This window comes from Enterococcus gilvus ATCC BAA-350, from assembly GCF_000407545.1.
In the GTDB taxonomy this organism is placed as follows: Bacteria; Bacillota; Bacilli; order Lactobacillales; family Enterococcaceae; genus Enterococcus_A; species Enterococcus_A gilvus.
Genome location: NZ_ASWH01000001.1, coordinates 520,570 through 538,919, shown reverse-complemented (window position 1 = coordinate 538,919; position 18,350 = coordinate 520,570). Strand labels below are relative to the sequence as shown.

Annotated in this window: 20 protein-coding genes; 3 read left to right on the top strand and 17 right to left on the bottom strand. The window is 44.5% G+C overall.

All coding sequences use genetic code 11. From position 1 onward, the window contains the following. Nucleotides 1-45: 45 nt before the first annotated feature. On the bottom strand, nucleotides 46-1,413 hold the full coding sequence (locus I592_RS02525) for a DUF1958 domain-containing protein (RefSeq protein ID WP_010781795.1): 1,368 nt from the start codon (nucleotides 1,411-1,413) through the stop codon (nucleotides 46-48). A 450-nt stretch (nucleotides 1,414-1,863) separates the two neighbouring features. On the opposite strand from I592_RS02525, the gene I592_RS02520 reads away from it, so the two are divergent. Continuing rightward, the gene (locus I592_RS02520) at nucleotides 1,864-2,739 is read left to right on the top strand and encodes a sulfite exporter TauE/SafE family protein (RefSeq protein WP_010781796.1); all 876 of its coding nucleotides are present in this window, start codon (nucleotides 1,864-1,866) and stop codon (nucleotides 2,737-2,739) included. 41 nt (nucleotides 2,740-2,780) lie between these two features. On the opposite strand, the gene I592_RS02515 is transcribed toward I592_RS02520, so the two are convergent. From I592_RS02515 to I592_RS02490, 6 genes are all read right to left on the bottom strand, one after another. Next, nucleotides 2,781-3,206: a phosphate-starvation-inducible PsiE family protein gene (locus I592_RS02515; RefSeq protein ID WP_010781797.1), complete on the bottom strand. Its 426-nt coding sequence runs from the start codon at nucleotides 3,204-3,206 to the stop codon at nucleotides 2,781-2,783. A 106-nt stretch (nucleotides 3,207-3,312) separates the two neighbouring features. Further along, on the bottom strand, nucleotides 3,313-4,191 hold the full coding sequence (scrK, locus tag I592_RS02510) for a fructokinase ScrK (protein WP_010781798.1): 879 nt from the start codon (nucleotides 4,189-4,191) through the stop codon (nucleotides 3,313-3,315). A 26-nt stretch (nucleotides 4,192-4,217) separates the two neighbouring features. Continuing rightward, the gene (gene mngB / locus I592_RS02505) at nucleotides 4,218-6,893 is read right to left on the bottom strand and encodes a mannosylglycerate hydrolase (RefSeq protein ID WP_010781799.1); all 2,676 of its coding nucleotides are present in this window, start codon (nucleotides 6,891-6,893) and stop codon (nucleotides 4,218-4,220) included. Between the two features lie 85 nt (nucleotides 6,894-6,978). After that, entirely contained in the window at nucleotides 6,979-8,079 is a 1,101-nt protein-coding gene (locus I592_RS02500; RefSeq protein WP_010781800.1) for a PTS fructose transporter subunit IIC, read from the bottom strand. Nucleotides 8,080-8,097: 18 nt separating this feature from the next. Beyond that, nucleotides 8,098-8,421: a PTS fructose transporter subunit IIB gene (locus I592_RS02495; protein ID WP_010781801.1), complete on the bottom strand. Its 324-nt coding sequence runs from the start codon at nucleotides 8,419-8,421 to the stop codon at nucleotides 8,098-8,100. Continuing rightward, nucleotides 8,418-8,879, bottom strand: a complete 462-nt coding sequence (locus I592_RS02490; RefSeq protein WP_010781802.1) for a PTS sugar transporter subunit IIA — start codon at nucleotides 8,877-8,879, stop codon at nucleotides 8,418-8,420. Before I592_RS02490 ends, I592_RS02495 begins: the two co-directional genes overlap by 4 nt. 256 nt (nucleotides 8,880-9,135) lie before the next feature. Here I592_RS02490 and I592_RS02485 point away from each other — a divergent pair, with 256 nt between their 5' ends. After that, nucleotides 9,136-11,070, top strand: coding sequence for a BglG family transcription antiterminator (locus I592_RS02485; protein ID WP_010781803.1), 1,935 nt, complete (start codon nucleotides 9,136-9,138; stop codon nucleotides 11,068-11,070). Nucleotides 11,071-11,103: 33 nt separating this feature from the next. Here I592_RS02485 and hxlA read toward each other — a convergent pair whose 3' ends face one another. The 4 genes from hxlA to I592_RS21910 all read right to left on the bottom strand — a co-directional run bounded on the left by hxlA (nucleotide 11,104) and on the right by I592_RS21910 (nucleotide 13,313). Continuing rightward, on the bottom strand, nucleotides 11,104-11,730 hold the full coding sequence (gene hxlA / locus I592_RS02480) for a 3-hexulose-6-phosphate synthase (protein ID WP_010781804.1): 627 nt from the start codon (nucleotides 11,728-11,730) through the stop codon (nucleotides 11,104-11,106). Between the two features lie 67 nt (nucleotides 11,731-11,797). Next, nucleotides 11,798-12,361: a 6-phospho-3-hexuloisomerase gene (hxlB, locus tag I592_RS02475; protein WP_010781805.1), complete on the bottom strand. Its 564-nt coding sequence runs from the start codon at nucleotides 12,359-12,361 to the stop codon at nucleotides 11,798-11,800. Between the two features lies 1 nt (nucleotide 12,362). After that, the gene (locus I592_RS21915; protein WP_010781806.1) at nucleotides 12,363-12,668 is read right to left on the bottom strand and encodes a hypothetical protein; all 306 of its coding nucleotides are present in this window, start codon (nucleotides 12,666-12,668) and stop codon (nucleotides 12,363-12,365) included. A 57-nt stretch (nucleotides 12,669-12,725) separates the two neighbouring features. After that, entirely contained in the window at nucleotides 12,726-13,313 is a 588-nt protein-coding gene (locus I592_RS21910) for a class I mannose-6-phosphate isomerase (RefSeq protein ID WP_010781807.1), read from the bottom strand. A gap of 142 nt (nucleotides 13,314-13,455) precedes the next feature. Between I592_RS21910 and I592_RS02465 the strand changes: the two genes are divergently transcribed. Further along, on the top strand, nucleotides 13,456-14,214 hold the full coding sequence (locus tag I592_RS02465) for a DeoR/GlpR family DNA-binding transcription regulator (RefSeq protein WP_010781808.1): 759 nt from the start codon (nucleotides 13,456-13,458) through the stop codon (nucleotides 14,212-14,214). A 34-nt stretch (nucleotides 14,215-14,248) separates the two neighbouring features. On the opposite strand, the gene I592_RS02460 is transcribed toward I592_RS02465, so the two are convergent. The 6 genes from I592_RS02460 to I592_RS02435 form a co-directional block, all read right to left on the bottom strand. Then, nucleotides 14,249-14,821 (bottom strand): isochorismatase family protein, encoded by a 573-nt coding sequence (locus I592_RS02460; protein WP_010781809.1) that lies wholly within the window; start codon nucleotides 14,819-14,821, stop codon nucleotides 14,249-14,251. Between the two features lie 140 nt (nucleotides 14,822-14,961). After that, nucleotides 14,962-15,300: a type II toxin-antitoxin system PemK/MazF family toxin gene (locus tag I592_RS02455; RefSeq protein WP_139243540.1), complete on the bottom strand. Its 339-nt coding sequence runs from the start codon at nucleotides 15,298-15,300 to the stop codon at nucleotides 14,962-14,964. Beyond that, a complete protein-coding gene (locus tag I592_RS02450) occupies nucleotides 15,290-15,577 on the bottom strand; it encodes a type II toxin-antitoxin system RelB/DinJ family antitoxin (protein ID WP_010781811.1) in 288 nt (95 codons plus the stop codon). The genes I592_RS02455 and I592_RS02450 overlap by 11 nt, the downstream gene beginning before the upstream one ends. Before the next feature lie 74 nt (nucleotides 15,578-15,651). Next, nucleotides 15,652-16,527: an ROK family protein gene (locus I592_RS02445; RefSeq protein WP_010781812.1), complete on the bottom strand. Its 876-nt coding sequence runs from the start codon at nucleotides 16,525-16,527 to the stop codon at nucleotides 15,652-15,654. Nucleotides 16,528-16,995: 468 nt separating this feature from the next. Continuing rightward, nucleotides 16,996-17,604, bottom strand: coding sequence for a P-loop nucleotide/nucleoside kinase family protein (locus I592_RS02440; RefSeq protein ID WP_010781813.1), 609 nt, complete (start codon nucleotides 17,602-17,604; stop codon nucleotides 16,996-16,998). Nucleotides 17,605-17,615: 11 nt separating this feature from the next. Beyond that, on the bottom strand, nucleotides 17,616-18,347 hold the full coding sequence (locus tag I592_RS02435; protein ID WP_010781814.1) for a GntR family transcriptional regulator: 732 nt from the start codon (nucleotides 18,345-18,347) through the stop codon (nucleotides 17,616-17,618). Nucleotides 18,348-18,350: the final 3 nt, after the last annotated feature.

Here is an 18,350-nt window from a genome sequence, read left to right as displayed (position 1 = left end):
GAGACGCATAAGCGTCCCACTCCCTTTATTTTTTATATCGATCACTTATAAGAATAGCCAAACCAAAAGAACCAGTGCGCCAAGAATACATACAGCACCCGCAGCTTTGACCATTGTCCGGCCTCGTTTGCGTGTGCTTCTTCTCGTTTTTCCAGTTACGTTTCGTTTCGTCGGGAAAACGAGCAGCAGCAGTCCAAGAAGGAACAACACCACTGGAGGCAGCACCTTCATCATTTTAGATAAAAGAGAAGCCGATTGCTTCGTATCAGGCAGTGATTCACTTTCCTTCTTGGGCTCTTTGTAGCTTTGAGCCAGTTTAGGCATCGTTTCCGCAGCTTGCTCTTTTTGATTCGAGACGACCACTTGCTTGTCTTGGACCGTCAATTCGGGTTTTGCGTCCTTTTTCATCACCCCATAAAAGTCTTGGTCCAATTCGATCGTTTTCCCGCCGATCTCATGACTTCCCTTCGACAGCAGCAGGCGGCGCTCATACTCATCAAAGGTCTTCTTCAACAGTGCATTGCCAAAGGGATGACGGTAATATTCTCCGTCTTGGTCTGACCAGTCACCGACGCCTAAAATCACCTCGATCACTCGTATCTCTCCGCGCTTTGCTGTCGCGATGTAATTAAAGGCACTGCTTGGCCCCGAACCTGTCTTCAACCCGTCTACCCCGTCAAAGCCGTATTTTGCCCCCGGCAAGGAATAATTGTAGGTCTCGAAGGTTTCTTCGTACGGGGTGCCCGCCATAGCCGTGACCTTCGCTTGATTTGTAAATGTCAGCACGTCAGGATGGTCATTGATCAAATGAAAGACCATCGTCGCCAAGTCACGCGCCGTTGAGGTGTTGCTCCCATTTGGGTCATACCCCTTTGGTTCGTAAAGTCCTTCAAAGCTCACGGCAGAAGCGCCGCTGCAATTGTAAAAGGCGGTATTCTTCATCCCGATTTTTTGCGCCTTGTCATTCATGCGTTTGATGAATCCGCCCGCGTCATTCGCCGACACGGTATTCGCCAGCATGACCGTCGCCACATTCGATGACGGGACGATCACCATTTTCAGCAGCTCTCTCACCGGATACTCGACCCCTGCTTCGATATCATTGTTACTGATCGCATACAATTGACTGATCGCTTGATCCTTTTCCGTTGCTTTGATCGGTGTGTCTAACGTCAATTTTCCTTCTTTGATCGCGTCAAAGACTAAAAAGACCGTCATCATTTTAGAGATACTCGCCGGCTCCCTCACGACCTCCGCATTTTCTTCCCATAATATTTGACCGTTCACTCCGTCAATAACGATCGAAGCTTTTGGTTTGTTCACTTCTAACACATCGGTATAGCCCGCATCTCTGGTAATTTCCATGATGTCCGCTGCTGCAAAAACCGATGTCTCAAAAGAAATCATCGCCATTATAAATAATAGAACCACAACTTTTTTGATTACAACTCCCCCTCATTTCATGCATCGTACTTAAAATTTTAGCATAAATAAGAAGAATATTTTAGAACTTTTTTCACATTAGTCCATTATTCTGAAAGAAAAGAGTGCGTCAGGGATTTCTTTCTTCCATCCTTTCATGATCACCATAGGGACAAGCCTTTTTTCTTGTGTTGAAGCCTTCTTCGCTGTACCTTATCAGAGGATCGATTGCAGGCATCTCTGCGTTTTCCGGTTTGGCCTTGGTTGTTAGGCTGACAGAAGTGGTTTCACTCGCGAATGTATCTGCTCCTTTTGACAGCCAACTATAAAGAACTTACTTTTCCAGGCAATCGTTCAACGAATCACAAAAAAATCAAAAAATTTCGTTTTTCTATTTCGTTTATTGTTATAATTATAAGAAAACGACCCACGGGAGGACTTATGGCACAGATTATTTTTTATATTTTAATTGGTCTGATGATCTTTCAAGCAATCATGCTCATTCACGATATCATCACCCATCGCGACGATCTAGGACCAGGCAATTGGCTGATTAGCGGAATTATCGGATTCATCACAGACTTTGCGGACACGATCGGGATCGGAAGCTTCGCCATCACGACGATGCTGCTGAACGCGACCAAACAAATCGACGACGACCGCAAATTACCAGGGATCTTGAATGTTGGACACGCGATCCCCGTACTGACAGAAGCCATTATTTTTGTAACAGTGATCAAAGTCGACGCGTTGACGCTTGTATCTCTGATCGTAGCGGCGATGGTCGGCTCATGGTTTGGTTCGAAATACGTGACCAAGCTCTCTGAAAAAGCGGTCCAAAAATGGATCGGCTGGGCCTTGTTGATCACAGCGATCCTGATGCTGCTGCGTCAAACCGAAGTCATCGCCTTATTAGGAAAAGGCAATACCGCGACGGCGTTGACTGGGGTAAAATTGCTGGCTGGAATCTTTGGAAACTTCTTATTCGGTGCGTTGATGACTGTCGGAGTCGGCTTGTTTGCACCTTGTATGGCGATGGTTTATATGTTGGGAATGACGCCACTGGCGGCTTTTCCGATCATGATGTGCTCTTGTGCCGGTCTACAGCCTGTTGCGAACATCAACTTCATTCGTGAGAAAGCCTACTCTAGAAAAATTGCCTTAGCCATTACGATCGGCGGGGTTCCCGGTGTTATTATCGCTTCACAATTTTTATTAGGTTTAGATATTACGATGGTCACTTATCTAGTTATTGTCATTATTTTTTATACAGGAATTCAATACATTCTAAAATCCCGCAAAACAGCGGCAGCCTAATAAAGAAGGCACTGTACCAGAACATTGGTACAGTGCCTTCTTTATTTTTCGAGCTTGCTTTCTCCTTTGTGGAAGGCTTTGACCTTCTCCAGTAAAAAGAGAACCAGGACTAGAACTAAAATCGAGATCGAGAGAAGCAATGAATTTTCTCCATTGCCGTGCGCGAGCAGCAGCTCTCTCAAGATCGCCGTGATACTGATCAGGATCAAATAGCGCACAGGAATGTGATGCCCTTCTTTGATGTAGCGCAGCAGCATCAAGATCACCTCTAATAGAATAAAGAGTGTCGCGATCTCCTCGATCAAAAGCGTCATCTCAGAAACGTTGTTCAAGGGAATCACATGAAGAATGATATTGAAGATGCCTTCCCCCATCACGATCACTATGACAATGATCAACACTGCTAATAGAAAATCAACGATCGTACTGATCGCTTTTTCAAATTTCAGAAAGTGATTGTCTTTCATTTTTGCATTCCCCCTGCTTTGTTCTTCTAAATTATAGCAAGAGTTTTCCTAAATCAGAAAGGAAAAGTTTGAAAAAAAGCCGCCAAAATGATCGGCGGCTTTCTTTCTATGAATGCAATTTTGCTTCTCGTGCTAACGCAAGACAGCCGATCGTCCCAGCATTGTTGCCAAGCTTCGGTGTCACGATGTAGTCTTCTAAGGCTGGTGTCTTCACGTACTCGTTCACTAATTCTTTGAAACGGGCACGAACCTTTTTGACTAAGTGGTCTTGCTGCATCACGCCGCCGCCGAAGATGATGACATCTGGAGAGAACATCAACGTCGTGTTGTAGGCGCATTGTGCGATGTAGTCTGCTTCGATCTCCCAATACGGATCGTCTTCCGCCAAGTCTTGCCCTTTGCGGCCCAAGCGTTTTTCGATCGCGGGACCTGCTGCCATCCCTTCTAAGCAATGTCCGTGGAAAGGACAAACGCCTTCAAAATCATCTTTTGGATTGCGGCTGACTAACACATGCCCCATTTCTGGATGGCTGAAGCCTTCGACAAATGTCCCTTTTTGCAACGCACCGCCGCCGATCCCTGTACCGATCGTATAGTAAACGACACTGTTGACCCCATCGCCGCGTCCTTTTACATATTCGCCATAACACGCGGCGTTCACGTCCGTTGTCCAAGCGATCGGCACATCAAATTCCTTTTTCATCGTGCCGACAAAATCAAAGTTCTGCCAAGCTAATTTTGGTGTTGACGTGATATAGCCATACGTCTTCGAATCACGGTGAATGTCGATCGGACCAAAGGAACCGACTCCGATACTGACTAATTGCTCTGTATAGTTTTTGAAGAAGCCGATCACTAACGCCATCGTTTCTTCAGGAGTCGTTGTCGGATAGCTGACCCGCTCAATGATCTCCAACTCTTGATTCCCAACGGCACAGACAAACTTTGTTCCGCCCGCTTCGATTCCGCCAAACAATTTTTCCACTACGCTTCACTCACAATCTGTTAGATTTATTCCACATATAAGGTCACGAATTTTGCGTGCCCAATGTTTTCAAGCTCTATTGTATCATGATTTATTGATAGCGGTTCCTTTGTTTTTTCTTTCAGATCAACTTTTTCTGCTGTCTGGATGTGGTGGTTGAAGGTGATGGTCGCATAGCCCTCGGTTTCCAATGCGCCATTATACAATCGTAGAATATAGCCTGGACGATCTTCCGCCTTTTTCAAAACACTCAGCGTCAGATTGCCTTCAATGTTCAACAGACTGAAGGTTGCCGGCAAGTGTTTTTCAACCTCTCCTAGTGTAAAGATCAGCCGTGAATTTAAAAATTCTGCGTATTGATAGACTTCAATCGGTGTTACGGCTTGTTTCGCTACTTGCGGCACATCGGCTTCATCAAAACGTTGCGCAAAGTAAGCGACTGAGAAATCAAAGCGCATCGTTTTATGGCATTGGGCATCTGGCGTGGCGATGACGGATTCGCCGGAAGCACGGCCCGGACGATACATCAGATTTTCTTTCCCCATAAAGCCATAGGTACGGAAGATGGTCAAACGGATCGTGTCAAATTCTTCACCAATGATCTCGTATTCCCGTACTCCTTTTGGCATTACGGCAACACCATGCGTGTCATCAAAGAGGCCGGCGAAAGACTGGCAGGTCTCAATGGCGATCGGTTGTTCGTTCCATTGTTCCTTATTCGCTTCCCAAAGCGCCATTTCTTTTTCAAAGACAACTGGACGCTGCAACGTTCCAAATTGCTGATCGGCAATCGAGAATTTCGAGGCGATGCCTGTATCGAACAAGACACAGACGCGATGACTGTCGACCTGTTGATTGTCCACGGTCAATTGGAAGTCAATGAGCGGCGATCCCTTCTTCAAGCCAACCTCCAGTGTGATCGGCAGTTGCGCAGAGACTTTTTTCTCTTCCCGCTCAGTTAAATCCTTTGGTACAGTGAATAAAAAGTCCAATTGGATCGTTTGGTAAATGGCGGATTGCTTGATCGTGATCGTTGGTTCATAGGTTTGTGAGGAGATCACTAAATCCTTCGTCGGCGGCGAATAATTGAAGGAATCGCCATCGTCCCCATTTTCTTCAATGATTCCTTGATTTTTATAGAGCAGCCCATTTGCCTTATCTAAAATATCTAGGGAACCGTTTGGATTGACTGTTATCTGGTAACCGTCATTCTCGATCGTCCGATCCGTTGCCGGCTGCATTGGGGTACCGCTATTGCCTGTAAGATCGATCATCAATTGCGTGTAGCCCATGCTTGGCACTTCCGTTGTCTCGATCATGATTTTCGCTTTGTAGACTGTTTCCGGTAGATACATTTCTTTGACAGAATTCAATACATTCCCTTGATTCAAGACATATTCCGTTTGATCAATCAGCTCTAAAATCGTGTAAGGCAATGTATTTCCTGCCTGATCCAGAATCGCAAAGTCTTTCTGAGGCAAATACACTTCTGCTTCCACCACACCCTCACGTGGTGTGTCGTAGGTATTGAACAAGGTAAACGTGATTTCTTGTGCCTGAGGATTATGGATCGCTGTAGCGAGTTGGCGCAAGGTCAGCTCAACGAGATTCATCGAAATATCCCGGGCTTGTTTGTAACGCATATAGACATCTTCGTTGGTCGTATCAGAGACACATGAACCGATCGAGTCATGGGCCGCATTCTCAAACATCAGCTTCCAGATTTCTTTGACTGTCTCCACTGGGTAGTCAAAGCCCAGCTGCATCGCCATCGTCAATACAGGCTCCATCACATTGACTAAATAATGCTGGATCTTCGTGTTCATTGCTTTGAGATCCGGGCGTGAAGAAAAGATCGTCTTGTGGATACGCATCAGTTTTCCGTTGATCAACTCTCCCGCAATTTCTTCTAATTCTGGCTGACGCTCTTTGACTGCGGCAATGTATTTTTCGATCGTCGAGAATTGCAGCTCGTACTCTTCTTGATAAAGAGCGTTCATTTGGTCCACCAGCTCAGGTAAATTCTCTCTCACTGGTGCTTGATCAAACCCATTCGGGAAATAGACTTGATCGGTGGCGCTGCGGCCCCAAGTCGTTTTAAACGGTTCTTCATGCAGGAATTTCGCCAGGTCTGCTTCTCGTTCAGGGATCGCACCGCCAATGTAATAGCCACTAGGGATTTGATACACATTGACGACTGACCCATCTTCTCCGCGCCACGTATATTCTGTGTGCGCGACATCGTCATCACTCACGCCGCGCCAAAACATCGTATCGCTGATGCCAAACTCGCGATAAATCTGCGGCATGCTGGCTGCTTGCCCGAAGGAATCCGGTACATAGCCGACATTCATGTAATCGCCAAAGGCTTCACAGATCTTCATACCGTACAGCATGTTGCGGACGATACTTTCTCCAGAAATGACTAATTGATCTGTTTGTGTGTACCAAGGCCCGATGATCAGCTTGCCTTGCTTCACTAAGGTTTCGATTCTGCCTTTGTCTTGCGGACGCCATTTTAAGTAGTCGTCCAACAATGACGCTTGCCCGTCTAAAATGAAACTGTTGTAGGGCGTGTCTTTTTCTAATTGCTCCAACACTTTTTTCAGATCGTGCATCAAATAAATTTTTGAGCGACTGGTGGTAAAATACCATTCGCGATCCCAATGACTGTGTGGTACGACGTGTACTGTTTTTTTCATGCAAAAATTCCTCTCGTTTGATTAAAATAGGCACTCAACGATTTTCACCGCCAGCGCCTATTAATTTTTTTATTTCTTGTTTCGATTAGTTTTCGAAGCTGACATCGATATCGTCTAATTCAATCTCTTCTGTATCCGTTTCTTGTTTGTTGAAGTTAACGAATAGCGGTGCGACAAAACCGATAAATGCTGCCCCGATGAATAGGCCTAATAAATATGCCCAGCCGTTGCCGACTGTAAAGAAGCCGTAGATTCCTCCTACTGGCGGCATTTTTGCGTACATGCCGAAAGTAATCCCTAAGCCAGAAGCGATCGCCCCTCCGATCATGTTGATAGGAACGAGCTTCAACGGGTTCACGAGTGTGAAAGGAATGGCCCCTTCAGTAATTCCGATGAATCCCATGATAAAGTTGTTCCGACCTGCATCCAATAATTCTTGGTTGAACCGTTTTTTATGGAACAATGTCGCCAACGCGTAACCGAAAGGCACTGCACAGATAGCGACGTTTACAATGATCGCTGGCAAATACACACCTTCAGCCAATAAGACATTTCCAGCCATCCAAGCGGCTTTGTTCACTGGTCCGCCTAAGTCGGAACCAATCATCGCCCCCATGATCATCGCCAACAAGATCTTGTTGACATCATTTTCAATCATGGTACGAATCCAGTCGACTAGGCTCGTGTTGATCCATGCCAGCGGCTCAGACAGGAGTGCCCCCATCACGATCGCGACAGACAAGGTGGCGATCAACGGTAAAATCACTAATGGCATCACGCCAGAGAAAGATTCCGGCAAGTTGATTTTTTCTTTTGACCATTTCACTAAATATCCGGCTAAGAAACCGGCGATCACAGCACCCAAGAAGCCGGCGTTCGTACTGGTAGCCACTGCTCCGCCAATAAATCCGGCACCTAATGCTGCTTTGTCTCCAATCGAATATGCAATAAATCCTGCTAATACTGTGTTGATCAACCCAATACCGGTCCAACCAACCTGTTCAATCATATAAAGTGCGTGTTTCAATCCTTCTGTTTTTGCATATGGGTCTAAACTTGTGATCCCCATCCCCAGCGCGATCATTTTTGGAATCGCGACAACTAGGGAGGCACCAATAATCAACGGCAGTACAAAACTGATCCCACTCATCAAGTGGCCCTTTACCTCTGCTAAAACTTTCTTCATCATGCTTGCCCCTTTTCTTTAATTTGCCTGTCTTTGCTCAACAGCAGCGATACATTTTTTCAACACAGCTTCTGGCGCTTTGATACAGGTATTGATATTTACCCGAAGCTGAGGTTTTCCTTCAAACCGTTCCAGCCCAACGACTTTTTGATCCGTCGCCAGCAATAAAAAATCGGCCTCTTGTGCTTCGGCTGCGGTGATTTTGTTGACCTGCCCTAATGACCCTTGCTGCTCGATCTTCACGTCATAGCCCAATTTTGCTCCGGCCTTCTCTAACGCTTTAGCGGCCATAGGTGTGTGTGCCAATCCTGCTGGACAGGCGGAAATTCCTACGATTTTCATATGATCCTCTCTCCAATCATTTCTTTTTTGATCGTTTCTACTAATTTTGTTTTATCCTCTGATTGCTGAACCTGCTGAATGAAGTCTTCCTCCAATAAAGCCGTCGCCAATCGACTCAGCATTTCCAAATGGACAGTTCCTTCGTCTTTTTTAGGGACCATCAAGGCAAACACATTTTTCACTGCGGAATCATCGAAGGTCTCCCATTCGATTGCCTTCGTTAAACGAATGAACAAAACCGTCGGCGCTAAAACCGTCTCTGCTTTTGCATGGGGGATAGCAAACCCTTCCTGCAATCCCGTCGAATATTCTGCCTCTCGTTCATTAAAGGCAGCGCTCGTATCCGCCGCATTCGCGACATACCCTGAGTCATACGCGTAATTTGCGATGACATCAAAGAGTTCTTCTTTTGAAGCGACCGCCACATCTAATAGAATATTTTCTTCTTTAAAATCCATATAGGAAGCCCCTTTCTCGTCGTTTGGGAAATTATTTTTCAAGATCACGAATGGTGGTTCGTTTTTCTTTACACGTTTAATTTACGAGTTTTGCGTACCAATGTAAACACTTCCATTTTCCAACTCATTTGGCAATCACTAGTAAAGCGTTTTCCTAATGAACTGCCAAATTATTTGGAAAACGGTTGGACGGCAGAACGATTTCAATCTTTTCTTCTATATTGTATGATTGGGTTAAGTACCGGAGGTGAACCAAGTGTCAAAGCTTGCTTATCAACGATTAGATGACCTATTAGAATTATTAGCCAAACAAACAACCCCGCTGCCGATGAAAGAGTTAGCCAAAAGCTTCTCTATCTCTGAGCGAACGGTGCGAACAGATATTGCCAATCTGAACGATCTCTTGCGCAATGTCGGTGCTGCCGTGACATTGGTTCGGGGACAAGGGTATTTGCTGACCGTTCTTTCCAAAGAACAGTTCACTGCGTGGTGGCAGGAAAGCATGACCTCCGCCGATTCGTTCCTCACGACTAGCGAAGAGCGGCAGGCGTATTTACTTTTCCTTCTATTTAAGAATGAAAACCCTTTATCATTGGATGACTTTCTAGATCAGCTATTTATTAGTAAAAATACATTTTATTCCTATTTGAAAACTGCACGAGACAATTTGATGACGTATCAGCTAAAAGTCATCAATCGCCCAAATATCGGATTTGAAGTGTTAGGAAACGAATTCGCGAAGCGGCAAGCCATCAGTGACCTGTTGATCGAAAAGGACCTGCAGGAATATTTAATTGGCTTCACGGAGATGGAATTGGCATTATTTGACACGATTGATCTCGATTTGTTGCAGACGCTAGAGCTCAACGATCTCGCACCGTTAGAGCTGTTGGATTCAGATTATTACCATAAAAATATTCTTTCTCACTTTGCCTTAGCACTCAGCCGCCTTTTATCTGGGCATCCCATCACGGAGTTTCCTTTACGTGTGCCGACCCTTAAACGACATGCCAAAGAGGCGCTTTGTCATTTCTTGAATGAGATCGATCGCGCCTACGATGTCCAGCTGACGGAAGGAGAAAAAGATTACTTCACCTATTATTTAGCATTGAATGCGCCTCGTCTGGTCGAAACAGAATCCACCAGCAAGTCTTCCACTGAAACGGCCCAGGCCATCGTAAGTGAACTGCTTCATGCCATCAAACGAACCTCTAATTTTGATTGGCTCGAAGACAAAATGCTGGTGGAAGATCTGACTTCCCACATTGAAGGCTTTATCAATATGAACCTGATGGAGGCGCGACGCAGCAATCCGTTGCTGGAAACGATCAAAAAATCGTTCCCGCAAGCGTACGATCTTTGTTTGACACATCTAGAAACCCTTGGCAAAAAACATGGGCTGTATTTTTCTCAAGATGAGGTCGGCTATATCGCCCTCCACATTGCCGGCGCAATGGAGAGAAATTCCATTAGTCATCATCGAAAATACCGTGTGATCCTCGTCTGCGGAACAGGCCGTGCGATGAGTCGAATCATCGAAGCAAAGATCAAGAAGCACTATCAGGAGACTATCGAGGTCGTGGATCGCGTCTCCTATGTCGAGCTTCAACAATGCGACCTGACAACGGTGGACTTTGTCATTACGACAGTGCCGTTGGAGCAGTTGAGTGTCCCCCACATCTACATCAATATGGCGACCTTAGATAAGGAGATCGGCAAGATCGAACCCTTCATCCAACGCTTTGATGAAGCAAACGGCGAGATTTTTTCCTTGTTTCAAGAGGCCTTCTACTTCCACGGAGATGTCGAAAACAAAGAACGATTGCTGAAAAAAATGACCCAGCAGCTCGTGGATAAAGGCTACGTTCCCGCATCCTTTCACGACAGCATCATGAAGCGTGAGGCAATCAACCAAACCAATATCAACGAATGGCTGGCGATCCCTCACCCGATGTCGCTCCTGGCCAAACAATCCGCCGTTGCCGTCGCAGTCATTCCAAACGGGGTTGATTGGGGAAACGGAGATCTGGTAAAATTCGTCTTCCTTTTTGCCATAAGCAAAGAAGATTACGAAGATACCGAAGAAATCTATAGCCTGATCCTAGAGTTTATGGAACGAGAAGAGATCCAGCAAGCCCTCTTGCAGCAAAGCGATTATCCCCATTTTTTAACACAAATCAAGACATTATAAAAGGAGCGGGGAAAATTCCCAGCTCCTTTCTTTTTAGCTCAATGCTTTTTTGATGACCCGCGCAGCTTCTACTGGATCTTCTGCGTTCAAGATCCCGCTGCCGACGATCACGATATCCGGTTTCAGCGCAACATATGCGTCAATGGTCTCACTGTTGATGCCTCCCGCTACAGCTACCTGTGCTTTTTTCGCATAGTGTGTCAATTCTTTTAAGTCTTCCAAAGGGGTTCGTCCCGCGTGCTGCTGGTCTGCTCCCGTATGGACCGCGAGAACATCTACTCCAAGTTCTTCAAGCATCGGCACACGCTCGGCAACATTCTGGACACAAATCAGATCCACCATCACCTGCCGCTCTTGTTTTTGCGCCTGTTCCACGCAGCCGTTGACCGTCAGCATATCCGTGATTCCTAAAACCGTCACATAATCTGCTCCGGCATCATAGGCCAACTGCGCTTCATAGGCACCTGCATCCATGATTTTCGCATCACATAAGACCTCCAATTCTGGATAACTTTCTTTGATCTGGCGAACCGCCTCACGCCCCGCATCGATCAAAAAGGGGGTTCCAACTTCTACGATATCGACATAAGGATGAAGCTCCTTCAATGCTTCTAAGGCTTCGGACAAACCTAATTCATCCATTGCTAGTTGCAATTTCATTTTCTTTTCCTCCTGTTTCGTTTGAACCACGACCGGTTTCTTATTTTCATATCACCAACGAGACTGCCTACTCTAGATTCGCGTGCTTTTCAAACGCCCGATCCGTTGGTATTTTTTGTTCTAACGCTAATTCAACGATCAAAGAATCGGCCAATAATAAGACCGCTTCTTCAAACATACTGCCTCCTGGGAGAATGCCTTTTTGATTTGTTTCGCTCTCTGGGCGCTTATCAGTATATGCGGAGATCTTGACCACACCCGTAGATAACCGTGCCAGCGTTGACTCTGGAAAAATCGTGAAGCTGATGATATCTCCGCCGATTTCGCGCGCTTTCTTCGCTGTTTGGACCAACGAAGACGTCTCCCCCGAAGCACTGGCAAGAATCAAAAGATCCTCAGGCAAGAAAGCCGGCGTCGTCACTTCTCCCACGACATAGACTTCATAGCCCAAGTGCATCAATCGCATCGCGAATCCCTTTAGCATCAATAACGAGCGGCCCGCGCCTGAGACAAAAATCCGCTTCGCCTGACTGATGGCCTCAACCAATCGATCCATCTGACGTTGATCGACTTTTTTCAACGTGCCCGCCAGCTCCATTGCCGCGGTATACGCGACCTCTTTGGTTTCCATGTTATTCGCCTCCATTTCTATAGCTCGCCGCAAACAAATCCAGTGTTCCAGCAATGTTCAATTGATCGATCCCTGCAGGCACTAAGATCGTTTCCCCTTTTGAGACTGCTACGTCGTTCACCGTGCCCACACCATCCACTACAGTAATGAAGGCGAAACGATCCAGACCGTAGTTTCCTTGATCCTTTGTTTTGATTCGACTCAAACTGTAGAGTCCTGCCTCGTCCCAATAATCAGTGATCTCACAGCCCATTTTTTCATAAGGCGCTACCCAGACAAAGCCTTCTGACGTATCAGGAACCAGCACATTGTCTAGTACCTTCTCGATGTGCAGCTCCCTTTTTGCCCCTGTATTCGGGTCTACTCAGTCATAATCGAACAATCGATAGGTCAAATCGGCATTGCGGGAAATATTGTACGTCAGCACATCGCGATTGATCGCATGGAGTGTACCTGCAGGGATGTCGATAAAATGATCCTTCTTGGCCGGCAGGTATTTCAACAGCTTTCCCCAGTCGCCTTCTTGTGCCCACTGCGCAAATTCTTCTTTGATTTTCGCGTGGTGTCCAAACTCGATCTTGCCATCTGCCGGCGTATCTAGGATTACCCATGCCTCCGGTTTTCCACGCGAATGATCATGTGCCCATGCATACGCATCATCTGGATGAAGCTGAATCGACAAATCTGCCAGAGGGTCTAGCAAATTGACGCGAATCGGCAGCTCTTCCGTCTCACAATCAAACCAATCTGGACATTGTTTGTATAGCTGAGACAATGTCAGATCCGTCCCCGCTACAGAACAGTCCGCTCCTCCAGGCAATGCAACCACATTGTATACTTCGCCGATTGGGAAAATATCCGTTTGATAATGAAACGTCTTCACCATTCGTTCGCCGCCCCACATTCGTGCTTCAAAGAAGGGTAAAATTTTTACTATTTGTTTTTCTATCAAAAACCAACCTTTCGATTTTGTTTTCTCTCACAAATCAAATTATACATACATTTTTTGTTTTATCAATAGAAACCAAAAAAAATAATTGGTTTTGACGGAAATTCAAAGATTTATATGCTATACTTTTTCCAGGAGGGATCATATGCGCGTAACCAGTGAAGAACGGAGAAACAAAATTCTCCACGAAGTCATGAATAAAAAAGAGGTCTCTATCAATGAGCTGGCCGAAACCTTTCACGTCACAACAGAAACGATTCGAAAAGACGTCAGCTTTCTCCAAGAAAAAAATCTACTAGCCAAAAAACACGGATCGGTCACGCTGACGAAGCCATTTTTAGAAAGTGAATTTTCCGTCAAAGAAAAACGACAATTAAACGAAAAAAACGCGATCGCAGAAAAAGCCTTAGACTTTATTCCGCAAAACGCGTCGCTCTATTTAGATACAAGCACCACTGTTTTACAATTGGCAAAATTATTAGTGATGCGGGATGATTTGACGATCGTCACGAACTCCCTGCAGATCAGCCAAATATTGGCAACTTCTGATAATCAGGTTCTGTTGACAGGTGGGCAGTTCCGAAAAAAGAGCAACTCTTACGTGGGTGCTTGGACATTACACGCGTTGCAAACAGTGAATCTGGACCTCGCTTTTCTGGGCTGTGACGGGTTCTCGAAAACCGGTCCCACCATTCGCTCTTACCAAGAGTTGGAGATCAAAAGCAGTGTGATCACCCATAGCAAGAAGAGTCTGATCCTCTGCGACAGTTCAAAACTTGGGAATCAAGGGCTGTATACCTTCTCGGAATTCCAAACGATCGATATGGTACTGATGGAACGGCCGTTGACTGACGAAGAGCGTAGCGCTTTTCCAGAAGAGGTTTTATTTTATTCGCAAAATTAAAAAAACGTGGGCGATTATCGCTCACGTTTTTGCTTTACTTCATCGCCTTCAGCACATCTGCTGTCGAAGCGACTTGTCCTAGCTTCACAAATAATTTATCAAAAAAGATGCGATGCAGCTCCGCGTCGCGATCGGCGCAGGCATCTTCTACGATGATGACGTTGTAACCGTGTTGGTAGGCATCCAAAGCTGTCGCATACACGCCATTCGTCGTGGCTACGCCAGTCAGCAGGATCGTATCCACCTTTCGCCGCCGCAGTTGCACATCCAAATCGGTCCCAAAGAAGGCGCCTGGATTATGCTTCATGATCTTAAGAACATTTTTCGCATCCGCATCCTGCGCGATCGGCATTACAGACTCTGTAAATACAGACGGAATATCCGCGTAGGTCTTCCCGCTGCCTTCAGGGTTCAATAGCTGCATCGTGGTGGGATCGACAGTCACGAGGGTCACCCAGCCGGCCGTATTTTTCAACGCTGCGGCTAATTGATTGTTTTTTTCTACTACCTCTGACGCAGAGTACGGCTGCAGCTCGCCAGTCCCCATAATGCCTTTTTGCAGATCGATCACAACTAACGCCGTTTTTGCTAACTCTAATTCCTTCATCAAACAAACACTCGCTTTCTAAAGCTGACATACTTTTGCCATTATCTCTTTTTCTGCCAAATTTTTCAAAACATAAACAAAAAAGGAGTCGCACAAAACAATAAACAAGCGCCCAGAAAAAATTTTCCGCGCACTTGTTTTCAACCAGTATACTTTTCGATGAATTCTGCCAACGAGTTTATATCATTTGTGGATAATGTCCCGATTTTCTTTGGGCTAAAATTTTCCAGATCAAAACTTGCTGACTCGCCAATATCTATCCACGACGGCTTGTTTAGCCCCGCTTCTTTCCAGTCTTTGATCTTGTAATATCGTTTCTGAATTTTAGCTGATTTCGTCGCGTATTTCGAAGTGATCCGAAATACTTTCACTCCTGAGTGCGTCCGTTGCACAAAGAGTGCGGGACGCATCTTCCCTCTTCCAGCAGCATCGTTAAAGGGTATGTATAGGATGAGTACATCATTTTGTCTAATCATCATCGTCCAACCAATTGGCTATTTCGCCCATACTACGTAACTGTTTTGTCGGCACTTTGTCTACAGCCTTGGCTAGTCGGTTTTTGGCTTTTTCCCGTTCAGTCAATGCAAGTGAAAAGGGCACTTCGCCTTGTGCAGCGACTCTTTTGTATAATGCTGTGATCAGTACTGTTGGATTCATTCCTAAATCCTCTAAAACAATTTCTACTTCTTGTGCTAGTTCTTTATCAATATTGACCTGCACTTTCTTCTTTTCATTATGTTTATTTTTCACTTCCATTATGAATCACCTCACACTCCTATTATACTACCGTAAGTATAATTTTTGAATGCTTTCAGGAGAAATAATCGACCTCACGCTTGCTCAGTCAAGAACTGATAGATCGCCCCAATCAAATTGGCTTGATCCAAAAACTTACAGGGCATAATGTCGGCTGATAATTCCTTCGCGCCATTTTTTGTCAATAAGTGCTGTACGCGTTCTTCGAGGTTCGGCAATAAATCGTCCCGTGTTGAAATGCCGCCGCCGACCAGCACACGGTCAGGGTCTAACGAAATCAACACGTTATAGATGCCCATGCTTATCGCTTGATAAAAGCGCTCGATTTGTTCTTGTGCCAACGCTTCTCCCGCTGCTGCGAACTCAAAAACATCTTTGCTGGTATACTTTTTGCCGTCTGCTTTGATTTTCGAGTAACGTTTCGCCATCATCACAGGGCTCCCTAACTCGCTCAAGGTCTCCAACGTATCGTAGTTCAGTATCTGATAGCCAAATTCGCCGCCAAACAAATGTGCGCCTGTTCGCAGCTTTCCATTCAATGCGATACCGCCGCCGATCCCCGTGCCGATGATCATCAATGCGACCGATTCCAGCCCTTTCCCATTGCCTTGCCAGATTTCAGCTAATGCGGCACAATTGGCATCGTTTTGAAAGGAGACAGGCATTCCTAAAAAGGCTGCCAATTCTTTTTTTATCGGAAAGCGATGGAGATACGCCACCGCACTCACTCCATAGATGACACCCTCGTCTGCATCCACTGCTCCCGGAGCACTGATCGCGACGCCCTCGCTGATCTCATAGTCTTCCACCAACGATTTTAAATACGCTTTCATTTCTTCCCATGTTTTCGGGGTAGCAAAGCTGGGCAGCTCCGTCAATTGTTCCTGTTCCCATATTCCAGCTTTCACGGACGAGCCGCCGATATCGATGGCTAATAGTTTTTGGGTCATTGGTTTTCCTCCTGTATCTTTCTAGCTCAAATTTTATCGGAGTCTTACCCTCAGAGCAATCTTTTCCATCTGCGAAAAAACAAATTCCAACAAAAAATACACTTCTCAGAAACCCTTGCCAATAAGCAGTTTAAATGTATCTTCACTGAATTTTAATTAGAAAGTATCCCCTAATTTTAACTCAGTACAATTTAAGTAGATAAAATAAGTTTTGTAATCTTCTAGTGTTTACAAAATGATTGATTGAAGGACTCCCGAAAAGGAATATGCTCGTCAAAAACAGCGTTATTGATGATGCCGTATTTAATTCATTATCCCTTAATTACAAATTTAATTAAAAACCCTATAAAATAGAAAGAGCAATCTACTTTATAGGGTTTTCTTTTCATATTAAGTTGACGTCTTAACAAACTAGCTTAAATTATTGAAACATGAAAAACATAGTTACTCTTGAGAAAAAAATCTTTTTCAATCTTTTATTTTCTCAGAAATAAACGTCAGGATTTCCTCGTAATCAATTTTGGAAAAATCCGAAACATCTATCTCATACAAATAGCCCATAGAAAATTTCCCGTATCCTCGACCTAAACAACGATTCTCAAATTCTTTAAAATCCAATAAGCTGTCGGCATCCTCTCTTTTTGTCATCTGTTGAGGATAATGATAAGAAGATAAAATATGCCCAAGATGTCTACTTTTGTCTAAATCTCGAGTTTTTTGCCGTTCAAACAATACTGGAATGTCTCCAACCAATCGCAACGTGATAACCTGATAACCATAGTCTTTACAAATTGATTTAATCGTCTCTTTTTGCTTATCACTAAAAGGATAATCACTCATAACTTGTTTTCCTTTTGAAAAAAGAAGTTTCATCGAGTCATAATATTGTGCCCAGCTCTTTTGAATAAGAAATTCTTTCTCATGTTCGTTATCAAACCCATATTGATCCCAATTTTTTTCTTTTATTTCATCAGGTGATAAAAGTTGGAATGTTGGAAATCGGGAAATAATTATGTTTCCTAAATATGTTTTTCCAGTACCGGGATAACCTGCTAGTAAAATTAGTGTACGTTTCATCCTTTCACCCTTTATATGGCTAATTTGATCTCGATATGATATTTATCACTTCGATAAGAGGTCTCTACATATTCTCTTGGCATGTCTTGTGTATCATATGAAATTCGTTTTACATGGAGTAACGGAGCACCTGATTTAATATTCAATAATTTTGCACTTTCAGGATCTGCAATAATTGAAAATACCTGTTGTTTCGCATGAGCCCAATTAACATAGCAAGAATTTGTCAAATACGCTCTTAATGATTCCTTAGAAAAATCATGGTTAGCGAGATCAGGAAAAGCTGCTTGTTCAAAATAGTGCGTCTCTAAAAACAATGGTGTTTCGTCTGTCATACAGACACGACGTAGTCTAATGACCGTTGCAGCTTTTTCTATTTGCAAAGAAACTGCAACCTCTTTGGACGCCGCAACTGTTTCAAGAGAAGTCACCTCTTTGTAAGTAGATAATTTGTCTTCCGTCGTTTTTTTGGAATAACTTACTAGTTTTTGTGGTGAACTGTTTGGATGACTTGAAACAACAACTGTACCTATCCCTCTTTTTTTCACTACCATGCCTTGACTAACAAGCATTTCCATTGATTTTCTAGCAGTCATTCGACTCACATGGTACCTATTCACTAGCTCATTTTCTGAAGGGATACACTCACCTTCTCTATATACGCCGTCAGTTATGCTTTTAAAAAGTATATTATACAATTGATAGTACAGTTGTTCTCTACCGCTGAAATCAAGCGATTCCATTTT

What these genes read in the sequence shown, in the direction of transcription:
- I592_RS02525 (WP_010781795.1), bottom strand. Translation starts at nt 1,413, where the DNA reads ATGGCGATGATTTCTTTTGAGACATCGGTTTTTGCAGCAGCGGACATC.
- I592_RS02520 (WP_010781796.1), top strand. Translation starts at nt 1,864, where the DNA reads ATGGCACAGATTATTTTTTATATTTTAATTGGTCTGATGATCTTTCAA.
- I592_RS02515 (WP_010781797.1), bottom strand. Translation starts at nt 3,206, where the DNA reads ATGAAAGACAATCACTTTCTGAAATTTGAAAAAGCGATCAGTACGATC.
- mngB (WP_010781799.1), bottom strand. Translation starts at nt 6,893, where the DNA reads ATGAAAAAAACAGTACACGTCGTACCACACAGTCATTGGGATCGCGAA.
- I592_RS02500 (WP_010781800.1), bottom strand. Translation starts at nt 8,079, where the DNA reads ATGAAGAAAGTTTTAGCAGAGGTAAAGGGCCACTTGATGAGTGGGATC.
- I592_RS02495 (WP_010781801.1), bottom strand. Translation starts at nt 8,421, where the DNA reads ATGAAAATCGTAGGAATTTCCGCCTGTCCAGCAGGATTGGCACACACA.
- I592_RS02490 (WP_010781802.1), bottom strand. Translation starts at nt 8,879, where the DNA reads ATGGATTTTAAAGAAGAAAATATTCTATTAGATGTGGCGGTCGCTTCA.
- hxlA (WP_010781804.1), bottom strand. Translation starts at nt 11,730, where the DNA reads ATGAAATTGCAACTAGCAATGGATGAATTAGGTTTGTCCGAAGCCTTA.
- hxlB (WP_010781805.1), bottom strand. Translation starts at nt 12,361, where the DNA reads ATGGAAACCAAAGAGGTCGCGTATACCGCGGCAATGGAGCTGGCGGGC.
- I592_RS02465 (WP_010781808.1), top strand. Translation starts at nt 13,456, where the DNA reads ATGCGCGTAACCAGTGAAGAACGGAGAAACAAAATTCTCCACGAAGTC.
- I592_RS02460 (WP_010781809.1), bottom strand. Translation starts at nt 14,821, where the DNA reads ATGAAGGAATTAGAGTTAGCAAAAACGGCGTTAGTTGTGATCGATCTG.
- I592_RS02455 (WP_139243540.1), bottom strand. Translation starts at nt 15,300, where the DNA reads ATGATGATTAGACAAAATGATGTACTCATCCTATACATACCCTTTAAC.
- I592_RS02450 (WP_010781811.1), bottom strand. Translation starts at nt 15,577, where the DNA reads ATGGAAGTGAAAAATAAACATAATGAAAAGAAGAAAGTGCAGGTCAAT.
- I592_RS02445 (WP_010781812.1), bottom strand. Translation starts at nt 16,527, where the DNA reads ATGACCCAAAAACTATTAGCCATCGATATCGGCGGCTCGTCCGTGAAA.
- I592_RS02440 (WP_010781813.1), bottom strand. Translation starts at nt 17,604, where the DNA reads ATGAAACGTACACTAATTTTACTAGCAGGTTATCCCGGTACTGGAAAA.
- I592_RS02435 (WP_010781814.1), bottom strand. Translation starts at nt 18,347, where the DNA reads ATGGAATCGCTTGATTTCAGCGGTAGAGAACAACTGTACTATCAATTG.